The following is a 17,762-nucleotide window of genomic DNA, read 5'->3' on the forward strand; positions in this document are numbered from 1 at the left end:
CTGCCGCACCTCGTGCTCCTGCGGTGCCCCTTTGCCCTGTACGGTGAAACACCAGTACGAGGTTTCAAGGGGGTGCAATGGGCATACAGATCGACGAACTCACTTTTGGGTACCGGCGGGACCACGCGGTGCTCTCGGAGTTGTCGACAGTGTTCCCGACCGGAGCAAGCGTCCTGCTCGGGCCGAACGGCGCTGGCAAATCGACCCTGCTCGGACTCGTCGCTGACACGCTCCGCCCCCGCACCGGGACGATCAACATCGAAGGACTGGGGGAACCGGGCGCACGCGGAAGCCGCCGACGGTACCGCCGCGGCGTCGCGTGGCTCCCGCAACGAAGCGGTGCCTCCCCCGGCTTGACCGCCCGGGAGCACGTCGCGTACTGCGGCTGGTTGAAGGGCTTGTCGCGCGCCGACGCCTGGGATCGCTCGACGGCCGCCCTGGCCACCGTCGATCTCGCCACCCGAGCCGACGCACGAGCGTCGTCGTTGTCGGGCGGCCAGATCCGGCGGCTCGGCATTGCCGGCGCGCTGGTGTCCGGCGCACAGTGGATCCTGCTCGACGAACCGACGGCCGGACTCGATCTGGCACAGCGCGCGCGGTTCGCTCGGGTGATCCAGAACCTGCCGACGGAAGTGTCCGTCGTCGTCTCGACGCACCAGACCGAGGACGTCGCCGCGACCTACGACCACGTGACCGTCCTCGTCGACGGCCGGGTGCCGTTCGCTGGTTCGGTCGGGGCGTTCACCGAGCCGTCCACAGGACTCTCGCCCGCCGAGGCGATCACCGCTTCGTACGCGCGGTTCACGAGCGAGGACGACTGATGCGCCCGATCATCCCGTGGCGCAGCCGAGCAGCAGTGTGGCTCCTCGTTCCTGGGCTGCTCGGCGTCGTCGCGTACAGCGTGCAGTTCGCGGCTGAGACGACCGTCGCCGGCTACTGGCCCGCGGCGATGGCCGGCTCCGCGATCTACCTGGTGTTCTCGTGCGGAGTGGCGGCCACGGCCGGCGCCTGGGAAGGGAAGCGCTTCCGTCTGGCTGCGCCCGTGATCGAGTCCAGCAGCCGACCCAGTGCAGCAGTCGTCACCGATCACCTGTGGACACCACTGGCTGCCGGTCTGTTGCTCCAGCTCGTCGCGGTCGCACTCATGAGTCGGGACACCTGGGGCGCTCCCGGTGGCCCGTCGCCCCTCGTCGGCCTGGCATTCGCGGGGATCCTGTTCTTCCACAGCTGCATCGGGTTCGCACTGGGGCGGTGGCTTCCGCCGGTGGCGTCCATCCCACTGAGCCTGCTCGTCTCGTACAGCTGGCTCGGCTTCACCTGGTCCGTGGACTACTTCCCACTCCGGTACCTCGCCGGTCTCGTGATGGCGGACTGCTGCTCGGTCGAGACCGCGCTCGACGTCCGGGCACCGATCATCGCGACGGCGTTCAGTGTGCTCGCCGGTTGCAGCTTGCTCGTCATCGCGGTCGCTCGACGCTCGAGCGGCAACAGCGTCCACCGGTTCGGTGTCCCGACAGGCGCGAGCTCGTTCGCCGTGATCACCCTCGTCGCGCTGACCGCCGGCTCCGGCCTCGGTGCGGCACCGATCGTCGACCGCCCGCAAACGCAAGCGATCTGCAGCGGCGCGGCGCCGACGATCTGCCTCTTCCCGGAGCAACGCACCGCCGACGACTCGCAGTCGGTGATCCGGAAGGCCGTGGAGAACCTCGGCCGCTCGGGCATCACGGTGCCGTCGACCATCCGGGCGAGCAACGCACCGTCGTCGCCCGACGTCCTGAACATGATCGTCCAGGTCCGGATGACCGACGCGGACGTGCTCCACAGCATCACCACCTCCTTGCTCGGCGACGCCAAGGTGGCGTACTGCGGCGCCGAGGAGGACGACGCCGAACGCCGCAACGATGCCGCTGTCGCCAACCGATGGCTCATCGACGTCGCTGCCGAGGGCATCGTGAACGCCGACCAGGTGGAACCCGCCCTCGAGCTGGACGACCCCGACGTTCTGCGAGCCCTCCGTCGTGCTCCGGCCCCCGCTCAGGCCACGTGGGTCACCGCGACGATCGACCGCCTGACGGATTGCTCGGTCGGCCACATCCCGGTGCCGTCCTCGTGATCTGGTGGCTGCGTGCCCACCGCACCCTGCCGTTGCTCGGACTCACGACCGCCCTGACGGTGCTCTCGATCGCGCTCGGCCCGATCGGCATGCTCTTCCCCTCGTTCGGCGGCGGCGCACCGTTCGCACTGATCCCCGTCGCGGCCGTGCTCCCGCTGGTGATCGCCATCGCGACGAGCGCTTCGGTCACCCGCGCACCGTTCCCAGCGCCCACTCGGCGGACGGACCTGCTCGAGCTGACCACCGTCATCGCGGTGGTCACCTTGGTGACCGTCACCGCGAGCATCGGGCTCGCGGTCGGCGCCGAACCCGAGGCCGCGGTCGCGACCGTCCGGAACACGATCGCGTTCTGCGCACTCGCACTGGTCAGTCGCGCCGTGCTCGGCGACCGGTTCCAGTCTGTGCCGGGCGTGCTCTACCTGTTCGTCGCAGCACTGTTCGGTCGCGGGAGTCCCGGCCACCCAGCCGGATGGGCCGGAGTCGTGTCGACGAACACCGACCCGGCGTCGTGGGCGTTCGTCCTCCCCGTGGTGATCGCCGCCATCGTCAGTCCGCTGGCACACAGGTCGGGCGCAACGACGTAACACGCAATTTACTTTCAGCACTGGCGCTCACCTGCGAAAGACGCTTTCATGGCGGGATGACGATCACCGAGCGGCCCGAGCGATCCGAGCGCGCCGACGCCTTCGCCCTCGTCCGCACCCAGTCGGCGAGCATGCCGTCGAGCATGCGCGCCATCGCCGACGCCGTCCTCGACGACCCGGCAGCCGCGGCCACCACGAACGCCACCGACCTCGCCGGCCGAGCCGGGGTCTCCCCCGCCACGGTCTCCCGGTTCGCCCAGCACCTGGGCTTCGCGAACTTCGCCGCCCTGCAGCGCAGCATGACCCGGGCCGTCGAACGCGGGATCCACGAGCGTGAATCCACCGAGATCCACGCCGGCGTCGCGGTCGACGACGACGTCGCCACCGTCATCGCGAAGGTCACCGAGGACGTCCGCGCGGTGATGGCCGACACCCGCGCCGCGCTCGACCCGCACGCACTCGACGAATCAGCACGAAAACTCGCCAACGCCCGCCGCGTCGTCCTGTACGGGGTCGGCGCGAGCGGCATCGTCGCCCGAGACCTGCACCTCAAGCTCGAACGCATCGGCATCGTGAGCTCGATCGCCGACGACCCGCACAACGCCCTGACCCTGGCGAGCGTGATCGGCGAGCACGACGTGCTGGTGCTGGTCAGCCACTCGGGCTCCACCGTCGAGACCCTCGAGGTCGCCCACGCCGCCCGCACCCAGCACGCCACGATCGTCGCGATCACCGGCCACGCCTCCGCCCCGCTCGCCACCACCGCCGACCACGTCCTGCTCGGTGTCGCCGGTGCCGAGAGCGCCCTGCGTCCCGCGGCCATGGGCAGCCGGATGAGCCAGCTCGCCATCGTCGACACCCTGTTCATCGTCGTCGCGCAGCGCACCGACGAGCGCTCCCAGCCGCTCCTCGCGCGCAGCCGCGACGCCGTCCGCACCCACCACCGGAACTGAGCACCACCATGAACCAGACGCACGAAACCCACGACGCCGAAACCCACGACGCCCTCCGCGACGAACTCGCGGCCCTCACCACCGAGGCGACCGACCACTCGCTGGACGACATCGACACGATCTCCACGCTGGAAGCTGCCCAGCGCATGAACGCCGGAGACCGCAGCGTGCCTGCGGCACTGGAGCCGTGCCTCCCGGCCATCGCCTTGGCGGCAGACTCGATCGCCGCAGCCTTCGCGCGTGGCGGCCGACTCCTCTACGTCGGCGCTGGCACGCCGGGCCGGCTCGGCGTCCTCGACGCCAGCGAGTGCCCGCCCACCTTCGGTACGGACCCGAGCCAGGTGGTCGGCGTGATCGCCGGCGGCGGCCCCGCCCTGACCACCGCGGTGGAGGGCGCGGAGGACGACGAAGCAGCCGCCGTCCGCGACCTCGACGCGCTCGGCCTGACGGCCGACGACGTGGTCGTCGGGATCAGCGCGTCCGGCAGGACGCCCTACGTGATCGCAGCCATCCTGGAGGCCCGGCGCCGCTCCGCCCTGTCGGTCTCCGTCGCGTGCAACCCGGACTCGGCCGCGGGGCGGGAGGCCGACATCGCCATCGACGTCGTCGTCGGCCCCGAGTTCATCGCCGGCTCGACCCGCCTGAAGGCGGGGACCGCGCAGAAGCTCGTGCTCAACATGCTCACCACGCTCGCGATGGTGCGCAGCCACAAGACGTACGGCAACCGCATGGTCGATGTGCGGGCGACGAACGCGAAGCTCGTCGCCCGGGCGTTCTCGCTCGTGCAGGACGTCACCGGCGCTCCCCCCGCCGAGGTCCAGGCAGCGCTCGATGCCTCGGACGGCGAGGTGAAGACCGCCATCGCCGTGATCCTGACCGGCGCCTCCGCTGCTTCGGCCCGTGAGCGCCTCGATGCTGCTGCTGGCTCGTTGCGCGCCGTGCTGTAGACCCCGTTCCCTTTTCCGTTTCCTTTCCCCCGAGGAGCACAGCAATGCCCGATGCCCAGCAACTCGCCCAGCAGATCCTCGACGCCGTCGGCGGTTCCGCGAACATCGCCGACGTCGAGAACTGCATGACCCGCCTGCGGGTCGAGGTCGTGTCCGACTCCTCCGTCGCGCTCGAGGACCTCAAGGCCACCGACGGCGTCATGGCCGCCATCGCGGCCGGCTCGAACCTGCAGATCGTGCTCGGCCCGGGTCTGGTCGACCGCGTGGCAGACGGACTGGAGGCCCTGCGCGCGACCGCCCCGCCGGCTGCGGCTGGTGGGCCTGGTGCGTCGCCCGAGGAGCTCGCTGCTCGCGGTGCGTCCATCAAGGCGACCGCGCGGTCCCGTTCCGACGGCCGCACGATGCGCGCGATCCGGAAGATCTCCGCGATCTTCATCCCGCTCATCCCCGCGCTGATCGCCTGCGGGCTCATCGCCGGGATCAACGGCATCCTGACGAACCTGGGGTGGGTGCCCGGCGTGACGCCGTTCCTCGGGGTGCTCTCGTCCGGCTTCCTGTCGCTGCTCGCCGTGTTCGTCGGGATGAACGCCGCGAAGGAGTTCGGCGGCACGCCCATCCTCGGTGGTGCGGTCGGCGGCATCATCGTCGCGGCCGGCGTCGCGAACGTCACCGTGTTCGGCGAGACCCTGGCTCCCGGGCAGGGCGGTGTGCTCGGTGCGCTGGCCGGTGGCGTCCTCGCCGCGTACGTCGAGCGCTTCATGCGGCGCGTGACTCCCGACGTGATCGCGCTCATCGTCGTTCCGACCGTGACCGTGCTCGTTGCCGGTTCAGTGACGCTGGGGGTCCTGATGTCCGTCGCCGGTGTCGTCTCGGTCGCGATCGGTACTGCTGCGACCTGGCTGCTCGCGAACGGTGGAGCCTTCGCCGGCTTCGTGCTCGGAGGCCTCTTCCTGCCGCTCGTCATGACCGGCATGCACCAGGGACTCATCCCGATCCACACCACCCTGATCGACCAGACCGGATGGACCGTGCTGCTGCCCGTGCTGGCGATGGGTGGTGCAGGGCAGATCGGTGCGTGCATCGCGCTGTGGGTGCGGTTCCGGTCGAACGCGTCGCTGGTGCGGACCATCCGCGGTGCACTGCCGGCCGGGTTCCTCGGTGTCGGCGAGCCCCTGATCTACGGCGTGACACTCCCCCTCGGTCGGCCGTTCATCACCGCCTGCATCGGCGGAGCGTTCGGCGGTGGGGTCGTCGGACTGTTCGACCAGCTCGGACACTCCGTCGGAGCGATCGCCATCGGCGCCTCGGACCTGTCGCTCCTCCCCCTGCTGGACGGGTCCTCTGGCTACGGGTGGGCACTGCTCGGCTACGGATCGGGGCTCCTCGTCGCCTACGTCGTGGGGTTCCTGGCGACCCTGCTGTTCGGGGTGTCCGCCTCGGTGCGGGCTGATCTGGAGGCGCAGTCGTCCGCGCCGTCAGGCGACCCCGTCGCTCCGGACGCCCCGCTCGACGTGCAGGTCACGCCAGCTGACTCCGTGGGAGCTGCGCGCTGATGCGGTTGGGCGCGAGCGCGTACCTGGCGCACGGTCCGCCGGCTGGTCCGACCTTCGAGGGCGCCGCGGCAGCGGGTGCGACGCTCGCGTTCACCTCGTTGCACATCCCGGAGGACTCGCCCTCGGGTGCCCTGGCCGCTGCGACCGCGATCGTGTCGGCTGCTGCGTCCTCGGGGCTGTCGGTCGTCGCCGACGTCTCCCCCAACACCGCTCGGCTGCTCGGTGATTCGCCGTGGGAGTTCTTGCGGTCGATCGGAGTGGCGCGGGTCCGGATCGACTTCGGGTTCTCGGTTCCTCAGATCCGCTCGATCGCTGCCGTTCTGCCGATCGCCCTCAACGCGAGCGCGCTGCGGGCCGCCGACCTGGCGCCGTTCGCTGACCTGGACGTCGAGCTGATCCACAACTTCTACCCGCGGGAGTGGACCGGGCTGGCGTTGTCCTCGGTGGTCTCCTCGGTCGCCGTTGCTCGGCAGTTCGGCTGGCGGGTCGGGGCGTTCATCGCCGGCGACTCCGTGCGGCGTGGGCCGCTCGGCGAGGGGCTGCCGACCGTCGAGGAACACCGGAACATGCCGCCGTTGTTCCAGGCTGTGGCGCTCGTCGATGCTGGCGTGGACGATGTGTACGTCGGGGACCCGGCGCTGACCGATCACTCGTGGTCGCGCTTGGGGTCGTTCGTGCTCGATGACGTCGTCGTGCTCGACGGGACAGCCGCTCCGGGTGTTCACCCGGCGGTCATCGAGGCGCTGGCGGTCCCCGATCGGAACCGGCCGGATGCGGCTGAGGCCATGATCCGGCTGGAGCACTCGCGGGAGCGGTTCGTCGGTTTGCCGCTGCCTGAGGTGGGTGGGCAGTCGAGGCCGGCGGGTTCCGTCACCGTGCAGTTGGCGTCGGCGGGAAGGTACTGCGGGGAGGTGGCGATCACGCTGCGGGACTTGCCTGCTGACGATCGTGTCGCCATCCTCGGAGCACTCACCATGCCCTTGGCGGCGTTGGGAGACCAGTCGCTCACAATCGTCCTCGGCTGACTCCGATTCCACTGGTCCTCGCGCCCGCCCCGAGAGGCGCCTTCCTTCGACCAAGATTCCGGCAATGGAGCACTGGGAAGCGGATGACGCGCGGCGACGACACATGGCCCGATTCGGTCGTCGCGACACGGCGCCCGAGTTGGCTGTTCGCCGCGAACTGCACCGACGTGGGCGGCGCTTCTTCGTCGACCGGCGGGTGAGCGTGCGTTGTCGGGTACGGCCTGACCTCGTCTTCCCTCGCGCCAAGGTCGCGGTGTTCATCGATGGCTGCTTCTGGCACTACTGCGAGGAGCACGCTCACCTCCCGAAGGCCAATGCCGACCTTTGGCGCCGGAAGCTGCTGGCCAACCGTCAGCGCGATGCGCAGAACGAAGCGATCTTGGTCGCCGAGGGCTGGCGGGTACTCCGCGTCTGGGAACATGACGATCCCGAGGACGCTGCGCACCTGGTCGAGATCGAACTCGACAGATGGGCCGCGATCGTCCCAGCAGCGCCCATCAGACCAGCGAGAGACATGACTCTTATCGAGGGCCAACCAGACTCGACACGCTGATCCAGTTCCCCTCGAGGACGAGCATGCGTCAGTATTGCCGAGGAGGGCCCCGTCCCAACCCGACCCTCCGCAGGAGACCGCGATGACGAAGTCCGCCCAGATCGACGCCACAGAAGAAGAGCGCGCCGCGGTCGAGCACGAGCGCGAGGAACTCAAGGACTTCGTCAGGAGCCTCACCGGGGACGACATCAAGTCGGGGAACTGGTTTTCGAAGCTCTTGAGCAACGCACTGGGCGCGTACACGCAGAAAGTCGATGCGGCCTACTTCCAGGAGCGGTACAAGGGCGTCCCCGCAGACGCGATCGTCGATCAGCGGATCAAGATGGCGGCTCGCTACGCGGCGATCGAAGGTGGTATCTCGGCCGGCGCCTACACCGCCGCCATGGTCGCCACGCTCGGCACGTTGGGCGGCGCTTCACCATTGACGCTTCCGGCGGCGGGCGTCACCTTGCTCGTCGACGTCGCGTACATCGCACGCCTGCAGTTGCACCTCGCTTACGACATCGCTGTCCTCTACGGGGTCCCGATCGACGTCGACGACCCGGATGATCTGTGGAAGCTGATCCGGGTTGCCTTCACCATCCGCGGAGCACAGGCTGTGAGCGAGGGCGTCGTCAAGGCGGTCCCCGCGCTGGTCCGACCGCTGATCAAGGCCTTCTACTCGAAGGGCGTGCTCGCGGCAGCTCGCGGGCTCCCCGTCGTCGGGAAGTTCCTCCTGCAACGGAACGTCATCAAGATCGGGATCCCGATCGTCGGCGTCCCGTTGTCGGTAGCGATCAACTACTACTCCACCGTCGTCGCCGGCAAGCACGCTCGCGCGGTGTTCCGGAACGATGCCCGCGTTGACGAGACAGCGACCACAGCCGTCTCCAAGAGTGACCACCCTCGTTCGATGTTGTGGGTCGCGTGGATGACGGTGCTCGCGGACGGGAAGATCACCGACGACGAAGCGCTCTTCATGCGGAAGCTGGTCGAGCAGCTGCACGATCAGCACGACTTGACCGATGACCAGTTCGCGAACGTCATCGACCTTGATGTCGAAGACGTCTGGCGACGCCTCGACGGAGAGACCGGTGATCTTGCAGATCTCATCGACGTGGCGGTGAAGACCGCGGAGATCGACGGCTCCGTCCACAGACTCGAGACCGTGGTTCTCGAAGAGCTGCGGGAGCGCTACGGCGATCAACACGCGTAGTTCCGCCCCTGGCTCGAGCGACAACGACAGACGCGATCGACCGAATCCTCGCCGTCATAGCCTCGGTGTCGCGAACGTGACTGTGTTCGGCGAGCCCCTGGCTCCCGACCAGGGCGGTGTGCTCGGTGCGCTGGCCGGCGGCATCCTCGCCGCCTACGTCGAGCGCTTCATGCGCCGGGTCACGCCCGACGTCATCGCGCTCATCGTCGTGCCGACGGTGACCGTGCTCGTCGCCGGGTCTGTGACGCTGGGGATCCTGATGTCCGTCGCCGGAGTCGTCTCCGTCGCGATCGGGACCGCTGCGACCTGGCTGCTCGCGAACGGTGGCGGCTTCGCCGGCTTCGTGCTCCGAGGACTCTTCCTGCCGCTCGTCATGACCGGCATGCACCAGGGACTCATCCCGATCCACACCACGCTGATCGACCAGACCGGGTGGACCGTGCTGCTGCCCGTGCTGGCGATGGGTGGTGCCGGGCAGATCGGTGCCTGCATCGCGTTGTGGGTGCGGTTCCGGTCGAACGCTTCACTGGTGCGGACCATTCGGGGTGCGCTGCCGACTGGGTTCCTCGGTGTCGGTGAGCCCCTGATCTACGGCGTGACACTCCCCCTCGGTCGGCCGTTCATCACCGCCTGCATCGGTGGGGCCTTCGGCGGCGGGGTCGTCGGGCTGTTCGACCAGCTCGGGCACTCCGTCGGGGCGATCGCCATCGGAGCCTCGGACCTGTCGCTCATCCCGCTGCTGAACGGCTCGTCCGGCTACGGGTGGGCGCTACTCGGGTACGGGTCGGGGCTCGTGGTGGCGTACGTCGTCGGGTTCGTGGCGACATTGTTGTTCGGGGTATCCGCGTCGGTGCGAGCTGACCTGGAGGCACAGTCGGGGACCCGGGGCCCGATCGACGCGCTGAGCACAGACTTGTAGGACGATGCGGCCCCGGCAAGTCCGATGGCCCGCTCTGGCTAACTTGCCAGCCGGGGAGGGACCCCTTCCTTCAAGTCAAACATTTCAAGGTCCAGCCACGTAAGAAGATGCGCGGCAATCGCTCGAGCAAGGCCGACCGGAACCGCGTTCCCAATCTGCTTCGCGATCTCCGTCTTACTCCCGTACCACCGAAAATCATCGGGGAAACCCTGGATACGAGCTGCCTCTAGGTGCGTGATCGGCCGGTGCTCCGTGGGATGAAGATAGCGCCCTTTCTCCGGCTTGAAGAATTCCGTGCGGATAGTTACCGACGGCCGGTCCAGCCGAAGCCTCCCCATGACATCACCGGCCCCTGTCCTATGCTTACGCCAACCGGGGGTAGAAAGTTCGTCAGGCAGATTGTTTCGGTTGCCGCCTGGCGGGATCGCCTTATAGCGGCGCATCGAGACATCAGTCGGGTTTCTCGTCAGATGCAGCTCGTCAGTTCGATACGGGCCCCTACTCAGCGCCCTGTCGGCTGGCAAATCCGTGTCCACGACCTTCCTGGAAAGTCCTCGGAACGCGTCAGCGACCGTAGTCCGCTCCGCCGTTGCGCGCGGCTGACCGAGGGCGGGCAAACCTCTCCTACGCCCGATGACGATGACTCGCCGACGGGCCTGGGGCACCCCATAGTCAGCTGCGTTCAGAACGAACGGCTCGATCTCGTAGTCCGCGAGGCCACCCCCCGGACGCACCTCATGAAGCAAGTCTGCAAACTGCGGAGATCGCAAGAATTGCGGAACGTTTTCGATCACGAACGCTTTCGGCCGAAGCAGCTCAAGCGCATGCACATACTCGCGCCAGAGAACATTCCGAGGATCGAGGGGATTCTGCTTGCCGAGTGCAGAAAACCCCTGGCACGGCGGACCGCCGATCACTACGTCGGCACTCTCGGGCAGCGGCCCCTTAAGCCAATCTCGAATGTCGCCGCTGAAGACGTGATTGCCGAAGTTAGCAGCGTATGTTTTCGCGGCCATAGGGTCAATCTCGACAGCCGCTACAGGTGAGTAGCGGCCGGTCTCGACGAACCCCCTAGTCATCCCACCGCACCCCGCAAACAGGTCGACGAGCTCAAGCTTTGGCACGGGTTGATACTAGGTCGCACTGCCGACAAAGCCGAGGCCGGCGCGCCGCGCAACGCTCTCGAAGTGGGCCCCTGTCAACTTCGTTCGGCCTCAGTTCACGGTCCGACCCGACCGAGAGGTCTGGCCTCGTACGGCTGCGACGAGGCGACGAGGAGACGGCGCCGTCAGCTGACTACTGGCCCGCCGCGCCCTCATGGCCTAGCGCATCGGACCGCCCGAACCGATCCAGACCGCTAAACGAAGCGCTCCTCCAAGGGGCGGCCGCCACAACGTGAGCGAGAAGCTCTCGCTCGGACGCTGGCCGTTTCAGAGTGAAAGCCTCACCTCAGCCGCTAAATCCCTCGACGAGGCAAGCGCAGGCAGCTGATCCGCCCGCGAGCGACGCACGCCAACCGAACGAGGGACTGCGAGACCGAGCGAATCTCAAGTAGGTTGACGCTCATGACCATGCCCTCTGACGAGCTGACTGAGTTCTATCCCGTCTTCGCCGACTGGGCGAAGCGGTTCGACATCGATGCCGCCCGCACACGATTCAAACTCCTCGGCGAAGACTCCGTCGAAGCCCTCACCCTCCGTTACGAGGCCGACGTGGCGAAGGTTGCTGCTGGCGGGCCCGCGATCATTGCAGCTGGCATGGTGCCCTGGTACCCCGGGCCATCCGACAGCGCCGTCTACTGGCCTCCTGTTCGAGCCGACTTCCTCGCCGACGGCTGGGACGAGGGTCGCATTCGGTCAGTCGAAAACGCCTCGAACATAGTGGTGGCGCACACACCGAGGCCGACCGACCCATCCTTCAAGTCTCGAGGGCTCGTGGTCGGCTATGTGCAGTCCGGGAAAACTACAAACTTCATCTCCGTCATTGCAAAAATGGCGGATGAGGAATATCGCCTCATTATCGTACTTTCTGGCATCCACAATGGGCTCCGCAAACAAACACAAATGCGCGTGGATGAAAAGCTTGAAGCGCTACTGCCCGATAAATGGCTCATGCTGACGGACGAAACTCGCGATTTCCACCCGCCTGCTGGCGGGCCGCTAGCAATATTCTCTCCCGAGACAACTGTGGTGGCCGTCGTCAAGAAAAACGCTGCAGTCCTTCGCCGGCTCAAGAAATGGCTCACGTCGAAACCGGCGCAACAGGCGCTCGCAGACAAGGCAATCCTCATCATTGATGATGAAGCCGATCAAGCGTCAGTTGCGACGAAGACGATCAATCCGCTGATCAACGACTTGCTAAAAATTGGTCCGAAGGTCTCCTACATTGGATACACGGCCACGCCCTTCGCAAACGTCTTTATCGATCCCGCCTCCGAAGACCTATATCCGCGCGATTTCATTCTTAACCTCCCTCGTCCCGACGGGTACTTTGGCCCAGAGCGGATATTCGGCCGAGACGCGGTGGAAGGGGAGGATCACGAGGATGGAGTCGACGGGTACGACATGGTTCGAGTGGTGAAGGATGATGACGTTGACCTTCTACGGCCAACTGGGGCGTCCGCTGCAGGATTTGTCCCAGTTCTCACCGATGATCTCCAAGACGCGCTCATTTGGTTTTGGTTGGCCACGGCGATTCGCAGACTCCGGGGCGACCATGGACACAGCACTATGCTGGTCCACACTTCATTGAAGATAGACGTGCAAGAGGCCTATCGTGAGCCGCTCGAGGCATTTGCGGAGGAGGTAGCGAAAGCGATAGCCGAAGAAGGTTCGGAGATCCGCCTTCGAGCCTCAACATTGTGGGATCGGGAGATAGGTGCGGTCCCACTAGCAGATGGTGCAGACCGACCCATCTTCGACGACGTTCTGAAGCAAATTCCCCAGGTAATTGCCGCGAACCGCGTCATTCTCGACAATTACCGCAGCACTGAGCGCCTCGTATACGGCGATGATCCAGTCGTAGCAATTGCCGTTGGGGGAAATACACTATCTCGCGGGCTCACCCTCGAGGGACTCGTCGTAAGCTTCTTCGTTCGGTCAGCATCCGCTTACGACACGCTGCTTCAGATGGGGCGATGGTTCGGGTATCGCTCCGGCTACGAAGATCTGCCGCGCATCTGGATGACTGAGCCCCTACGCCTCGCATTCAGGCATTTGGCAGCCGTCGAAGCCGATATGCGATCCGATATCGACGGATACCAAAAGCTCGGCCTCACCCCCACCGATCTTGCCGTTCGCATTCGAACACACCCCGCGCTTCGAATAACCGCGAAGATGGGTGCCGCGCAACCGCACTTCATCTCGTACGCAGGGCGGAGACTACAGACGCGTTTCTTCGACGTGGAAGATCATGCAGGCCTGGAAATGAACGAGGCCGCCACACGTCAACTTGTTAGCGCGGCACTAGAGTTTGGCACATCGGATGCCGATGCTAAACGGGTGTTGATACGAGACGTACCGGCCAGACTGGTACTGAAGTTCCTGGAACAGTACCGCGTGCACGCCGACTCTCCTGACCTTGACCCAATCCTTATCAGCAAATACATCCGACACCAGAACCTAACGGAAAGCCGAGCCCTTAGCACCTGGTCGGTCGCCATCGTCCAGGGCGACGGCGTTGAGGAAGAGTTGAGCGGCCTCCGGGTATCCACAGTTGTCCGTTCTAAACTGCGCGACGCTCGGAAAAGCCGGGCCGACATCAAGACGCTGATGAGCAAGCAAGACCGGGCGCTCGACCTTGGCATCAGCACAAAAGAGGCCCAGGCTTTATCGGAACCTGAGCTGATGAAGAAACGCAACGACGACCCAGTCAATCGAGAGCGCGGTTTGCTGGTGCTCTACGTCATCGACAAGGTTAGCCCGCCGTTGAATCCGAAGGACCGCGAACCGCTCGGTGCACCACGAAACGTTATTGGGCTAGGACTTGTTTTCCCCGGTGAAGCGCTAGCTAAAACTCGGATCCAAGCCCCCTACGTCGCCGTTGACCTTTCAGCCTTGGAGCCGACTTCCGACGAGGCCTATGAGGACGACACTGAGGAGGAATCAGATGCACCTTCAGCCAGTTGACCTGCGCGCGATCTGGAGTGTGCTCTCGAGGCCGAACAGCTTGATGTTCAACTCCTACCCGTTAGAAGGCGCATTCGACGGAACAAGACTCGCAGTCGACGCTAGCGGATACCGCCATCTGCTCGTTGAACAGGATACCGACGCGCCGGTATATATTGTCAACGGCCTACTGTCTGAACATTCACGAACTCTTTCCTTCAACGGCCAAACAAGTACATATCTTGACATCGCCATGACGGACCCATCCCTCTCGGACGAGTTCGACACGCTGATTTGTGCAGTGCTCAAGGAAGAAGAGAGCCGAGCGATTCGCGCCCATGCGGTGCATGCAGCGCTAGTTGATTGGCGCTCGCTTCTCAAAATGGCTCTCTCTCGATCCCTGACAGCAGAACGCCGCATAGGGCTCTTCGGCGAACTATTTGTCCTTGAAAACCTGATGCAAGGGGTTGAGAGCGCGACTCATTTCGATATCTGGACTGGCCCTCTGGGCCAGCCACACGACTTCGAGCTTCCTAGACGTTGCATAGAGGTCAAAACGACGGGCCCAAATGGATCGAGTGTGCGAATACATGGTCTGAGGCAACTAGAAATTGACCGTAATGGCCTCGACTTGATCATATTGACGGTCTCGGAGGGCCCAAGCGGCGAATCACTTGCGACGATTAGCAACCGTCTGCGCGACTCTTTCGGCGACCAAGGGTTCGATGCCCTTCTTGCGCGAGCAGGGTGGTCTTCGGGCATGAGCCCGGGGCCCAAGTACATCGTGGAGTCCGCTTTGCTTGTTCCTGTCGTTGCCGAGACGACTCGCCTCACCACGTCGAAGGTTCCTCCGGGGATACATGGCGTTCACTATGATGTCGACGTCGAGATGCTCCGACCATCGTCAACTTCACTCAGTCGCCCAGCTCTAGAGCAATATCTGCGGTCCGAAGCATGAACACCAGGTGGTGGTCACAACCTTTCGCCCCCGAGGGGTCAGCAACAGCTGGTGGAATCCTCAACCAGCTAGGGCGTCCAGGACTTGACGAGCTGACTATCTTGGTACGAGAGGCAGCCCAGAACAGCTGGGATGCCCGCGCCGGCGAAACGGTGAGCTTTGGGATCCACATCAGTCAGCTCGGCGACCTCGCTGCCGCTTGGCAATCCGTAGGCCTTCCCCCGGGAAGCACGAGCGGTCTCGAGTTGAAGAGTGAAAACTGGGTGATGCGAATATCCGACCGAGGTACCTACGGCTTACGAGGCCCAGTCCGTGCGAGCGAACGGCCGAAAGACGGTGACGGCAACGATTTCGTCCAATTCTTGCGTAACGTCGGCGAGCCCAGGGACTCCCAATATGGTGGAGGTACCTACGGCTTTGGGAAGGGTATCTTCTATCGGGTGAGTCAGGCGTCGACCATCATCGTCGACTCCCGAATCCGCACTTCAAATGGTTTTGAAAGACGACTGATGGGGGCTGCGCTCGGCCCAGCATACTACTCGGGGTTGCATCGGTTCACTGGCCGCCATTGGTACGGTGCACTATCTGACGACGGCATCCCGGACCCGATTGTAGATGACGACGCCGTTTCCATCGCCGGTCAATTGGGCTTCCCCGGCTTTCTCGAGCACGAAACCGGAACCGACGTGGTCGTTGTCCTCCCTGATTTCGGCACCGTGACCGTGGAGGGCGAAACCCGAGACCGCAGCGCGGAGGAAGCTGCCTCTCATCTTATTTCAGCTATCCTCTGGAACCTCTGGCCAAAGATGGTTGGGCCAGATCCCGCGATGAGCTTCAACGTCTATCTCGACGGCCGAAGCCTTAGTATCCCGAACCCCAGTGCAATTCCCCACCTAAAGGTTTTTGTCTCTTCCTTGCAGTCCATTGCAAGCGGAGGAGGCGAGGCTTATGGTAGAGGTTCCCTTCCGACCGGTCAATTTGCGTCCACTCTTGCACCTTCGACTCCTGATGGCGGATCGGTGGCCGACATTGCTAAGCCGTTCTTCGGGGCACCACACCATGTGGCCCGCATGCGCGCAACAGAACTCGTAGTGGACTACTTAGAGAGTTCAGTGGAGATAGATCCAGGTTTCTGCTTCGGGGCAGTGTTTCGAGCAACTCGCGAGGCCGACCAGCACTTCGCCAACGCGGAACCACCGACACATGATTCTTGGGTTGAGCAAGGGCTCGCTAGGAATGACCTACTTGTCGTTCGCGGAGCAAGACATTGGGTCGCAGCGCGTCTACGAGCGCTCTACGAGAAGACTCCGATTGCAAGCGAGTCTGTTCAAGGACTTGGTGCGCTTGCGGCGCGTTTGGCCTCACTTGTTCCAACGGTGGCTTCCATCGGAGCTACCCCCACCCCGGTCGTGCCGAGAAGTGGCAACTCTGCTCATGGCGGCAGCTCAAGGAGTGGCGGCGCTTACCCTTCATCTCAGATCGTGGGCAACCCGTCGGTTCTTTTCAAGGAAGGGCGGCCCGCCGTGTACGGAGTAGTTGAAGTTGCCCACCGGGAAGGGGACTACACACTGCGCGGCGAAATTCGTGTGGTCTTGGAAGGCGGAACGCGCGAGTCGGAACCACCTGCCGGCGAGGGTGTTCCTTCTATCCTAGGTTGGGAGACGCTCGATGGGAGACAATTGAGCTCGACCAGCGAACTTAAGATTGAAGAGTCCACTCCAGAGACCGTGTTCCTCGTCGGGTCCTTTGTCTCCGACGTTGTTGTGCGACTGCTCCTTCGCGAGGTGAACACAGATGGCTGATGTGAGACCGTACGCGGTTCCGACAACGCCTCGGATCAATTTTAAGGGTTGGTTTTCCGACAACGGCGTCCCGCTTGAGGATTGGGTCGAGGGCTGGGATCCCCAGTCCGACATTGTTCTCTTGCAGACAATCGATCTCGATATTCAAGGGATGCTTGCCGACTCCGGTCTCTCCAGTAACGTGAAGTTGAAGCTCACGGTCTCGTGCACGTCAACCGATACGGGCATGACCGAAGTTCTCCAAACCTGCTTGGCAAGTGCCCACCAGACGATGCACGTGACTCTCCCTGGAGAGCGGATCGGAGGGGCGCTAAAGATCCGGACAACCGTTTCTCTTGCGGCAAGGAATAGTGATCCGCGTCCTGGCATCGTCGTCAAAGCTGGCTCGATACTCGCTGAGCACGTTCATGTGCTTCGCCTCGCCGGTGATGCATCTATGTTCCCAACCAGCGTCGTTGACTTTGCCGGCACGTCAATCGGACCTTTTGCCAGCTGGCATTTGCAGACTTCGGAAGAATTAGACTTGCCGTTCCTCGGAACCTTCCTCCTACTAATAAATGAGCGCGATAAAGAACTACTGAAGGCCATTGCAGCCAAGAAGCCGACCGTCGCTCAACAGGCTCTCATCACAACCGTCGAGTTCGAAGTTGCTGAAGCCATGCTGGAGCTGGCGCTTGTTGCGGCCGTCAATAATGATCTCGCCAGTTTCGCACCCGACTCGATCGGGAATGTCTACTTTCGTTATGTGCAGATGGCGTCCTCCCAGGGAGTCCTACCTGCATCCCTTGAAGAAGATTTGACCCATCGTCGTTCTCGCCTCTCCAGTCTTGCTCGCGCGAACGGATTCGGCAGGAGATTTGTATGACTCTTCTCCTTCCTCGACTTCCAGATCCGGTCGCGGTCGAGATGCTAACTTCCCCGCTTCCTATCACCCCCGCTTTGAGCCATCGTAAACAGCTGTTCGCTCCCGTCGGTGGACGCCGGGCGACAGAACATGATATGGAAGTGCTTCGCGAAGGGGTGCTCTCGATCGCAAGAGACTTCGGTCTCCCCA

The 17,762-nt window shown here is 64.3% G+C and carries 15 protein-coding genes; 14 read left to right on the forward strand and 1 reads right to left on the reverse strand.

The annotated features are described in order from the left end of the window. Nucleotides 1-77 precede the first annotated feature (77 nt). From DEI98_RS12780 to DEI98_RS12820, 10 genes are all read left to right on the forward strand, one after another. On the forward strand, nucleotides 78-821 hold the full coding sequence (locus DEI98_RS12780; RefSeq protein ID WP_111100930.1) for an ATP-binding cassette domain-containing protein: 744 nt from the start codon (nucleotides 78-80) through the stop codon (nucleotides 819-821). Continuing rightward, a complete protein-coding gene (locus DEI98_RS12785; RefSeq protein WP_111100931.1) occupies nucleotides 821-2,113 on the forward strand; it encodes a hypothetical protein in 1,293 nt (430 codons plus the stop codon). The genes DEI98_RS12780 and DEI98_RS12785 overlap by 1 nt, the downstream gene beginning before the upstream one ends. Next, nucleotides 2,110-2,697, forward strand: coding sequence for a hypothetical protein (locus DEI98_RS18405; RefSeq protein WP_146243520.1), 588 nt, complete (start codon nucleotides 2,110-2,112; stop codon nucleotides 2,695-2,697). The genes DEI98_RS12785 and DEI98_RS18405 overlap by 4 nt, the downstream gene beginning before the upstream one ends. A gap of 56 nt (nucleotides 2,698-2,753) precedes the next feature. Beyond that, nucleotides 2,754-3,650: a MurR/RpiR family transcriptional regulator gene (locus tag DEI98_RS12790; protein ID WP_181438034.1), complete on the forward strand. Its 897-nt coding sequence runs from the start codon at nucleotides 2,754-2,756 to the stop codon at nucleotides 3,648-3,650. A gap of 8 nt (nucleotides 3,651-3,658) precedes the next feature. Next, entirely contained in the window at nucleotides 3,659-4,597 is a 939-nt protein-coding gene (murQ, locus tag DEI98_RS12795; protein WP_111100933.1) for an N-acetylmuramic acid 6-phosphate etherase, read from the forward strand. Nucleotides 4,598-4,641: 44 nt separating this feature from the next. Continuing rightward, entirely contained in the window at nucleotides 4,642-6,150 is a 1,509-nt protein-coding gene (locus tag DEI98_RS12800; RefSeq protein ID WP_111100934.1) for a PTS transporter subunit EIIC, read from the forward strand. Beyond that, nucleotides 6,150-7,175 (forward strand): MupG family TIM beta-alpha barrel fold protein, encoded by a 1,026-nt coding sequence (locus tag DEI98_RS12805; RefSeq protein ID WP_111100935.1) that lies wholly within the window; start codon nucleotides 6,150-6,152, stop codon nucleotides 7,173-7,175. The genes DEI98_RS12800 and DEI98_RS12805 overlap by 1 nt, the downstream gene beginning before the upstream one ends. Before the next feature lie 64 nt (nucleotides 7,176-7,239). Continuing rightward, nucleotides 7,240-7,728, forward strand: coding sequence for a DNA mismatch endonuclease Vsr (gene vsr, locus DEI98_RS12810; RefSeq protein ID WP_111100936.1), 489 nt, complete (start codon nucleotides 7,240-7,242; stop codon nucleotides 7,726-7,728). An 82-nt stretch (nucleotides 7,729-7,810) separates the two neighbouring features. Further along, nucleotides 7,811-8,923, forward strand: a complete 1,113-nt coding sequence (locus DEI98_RS12815; RefSeq protein WP_111100937.1) for a hypothetical protein — start codon at nucleotides 7,811-7,813, stop codon at nucleotides 8,921-8,923. 76 nt (nucleotides 8,924-8,999) lie between these two features. Further along, on the forward strand, nucleotides 9,000-9,842 hold the full coding sequence (locus tag DEI98_RS12820; RefSeq protein WP_258370854.1) for a PTS transporter subunit EIIC: 843 nt from the start codon (nucleotides 9,000-9,002) through the stop codon (nucleotides 9,840-9,842). A gap of 38 nt (nucleotides 9,843-9,880) precedes the next feature. Here DEI98_RS12820 and DEI98_RS12825 read toward each other — a convergent pair whose 3' ends face one another. Then, on the reverse strand, nucleotides 9,881-10,966 hold the full coding sequence (locus DEI98_RS12825) for a DNA cytosine methyltransferase (protein WP_258370855.1): 1,086 nt from the start codon (nucleotides 10,964-10,966) through the stop codon (nucleotides 9,881-9,883). A gap of 441 nt (nucleotides 10,967-11,407) precedes the next feature. On the opposite strand from DEI98_RS12825, the gene DEI98_RS12830 reads away from it, so the two are divergent. The 4 genes from DEI98_RS12830 (at nucleotide 11,408) to DEI98_RS18415 (ending at nucleotide 17,573) form a co-directional block, all read left to right on the forward strand. Continuing rightward, nucleotides 11,408-13,969 carry a Z1 domain-containing protein gene (locus DEI98_RS12830; RefSeq protein ID WP_111100940.1) on the forward strand — a complete coding sequence of 854 codons (2,562 nt, stop codon included), beginning with the start codon at nucleotides 11,408-11,410 and terminating at the stop codon, nucleotides 13,967-13,969. Continuing rightward, nucleotides 13,950-14,906, forward strand: a complete 957-nt coding sequence (locus DEI98_RS12835) for a PD-(D/E)XK motif protein (protein ID WP_181438035.1) — start codon at nucleotides 13,950-13,952, stop codon at nucleotides 14,904-14,906. The genes DEI98_RS12830 and DEI98_RS12835 overlap by 20 nt, the downstream gene beginning before the upstream one ends. A 440-nt stretch (nucleotides 14,907-15,346) precedes the next feature. Further along, nucleotides 15,347-16,708: a hypothetical protein gene (locus DEI98_RS18410; protein WP_146243521.1), complete on the forward strand. Its 1,362-nt coding sequence runs from the start codon at nucleotides 15,347-15,349 to the stop codon at nucleotides 16,706-16,708. After that, entirely contained in the window at nucleotides 16,701-17,573 is an 873-nt protein-coding gene (locus DEI98_RS18415; protein ID WP_146243522.1) for a hypothetical protein, read from the forward strand. The genes DEI98_RS18410 and DEI98_RS18415 overlap by 8 nt, the downstream gene beginning before the upstream one ends. The last annotated feature ends 189 nt before the right edge of the window (nucleotides 17,574-17,762 follow it).

Source organism: Curtobacterium sp. MCLR17_034, from assembly GCF_003234485.1.
In the GTDB taxonomy this organism is placed as follows: Bacteria; Actinomycetota; Actinomycetes; order Actinomycetales; family Microbacteriaceae; genus Curtobacterium; species Curtobacterium flaccumfaciens.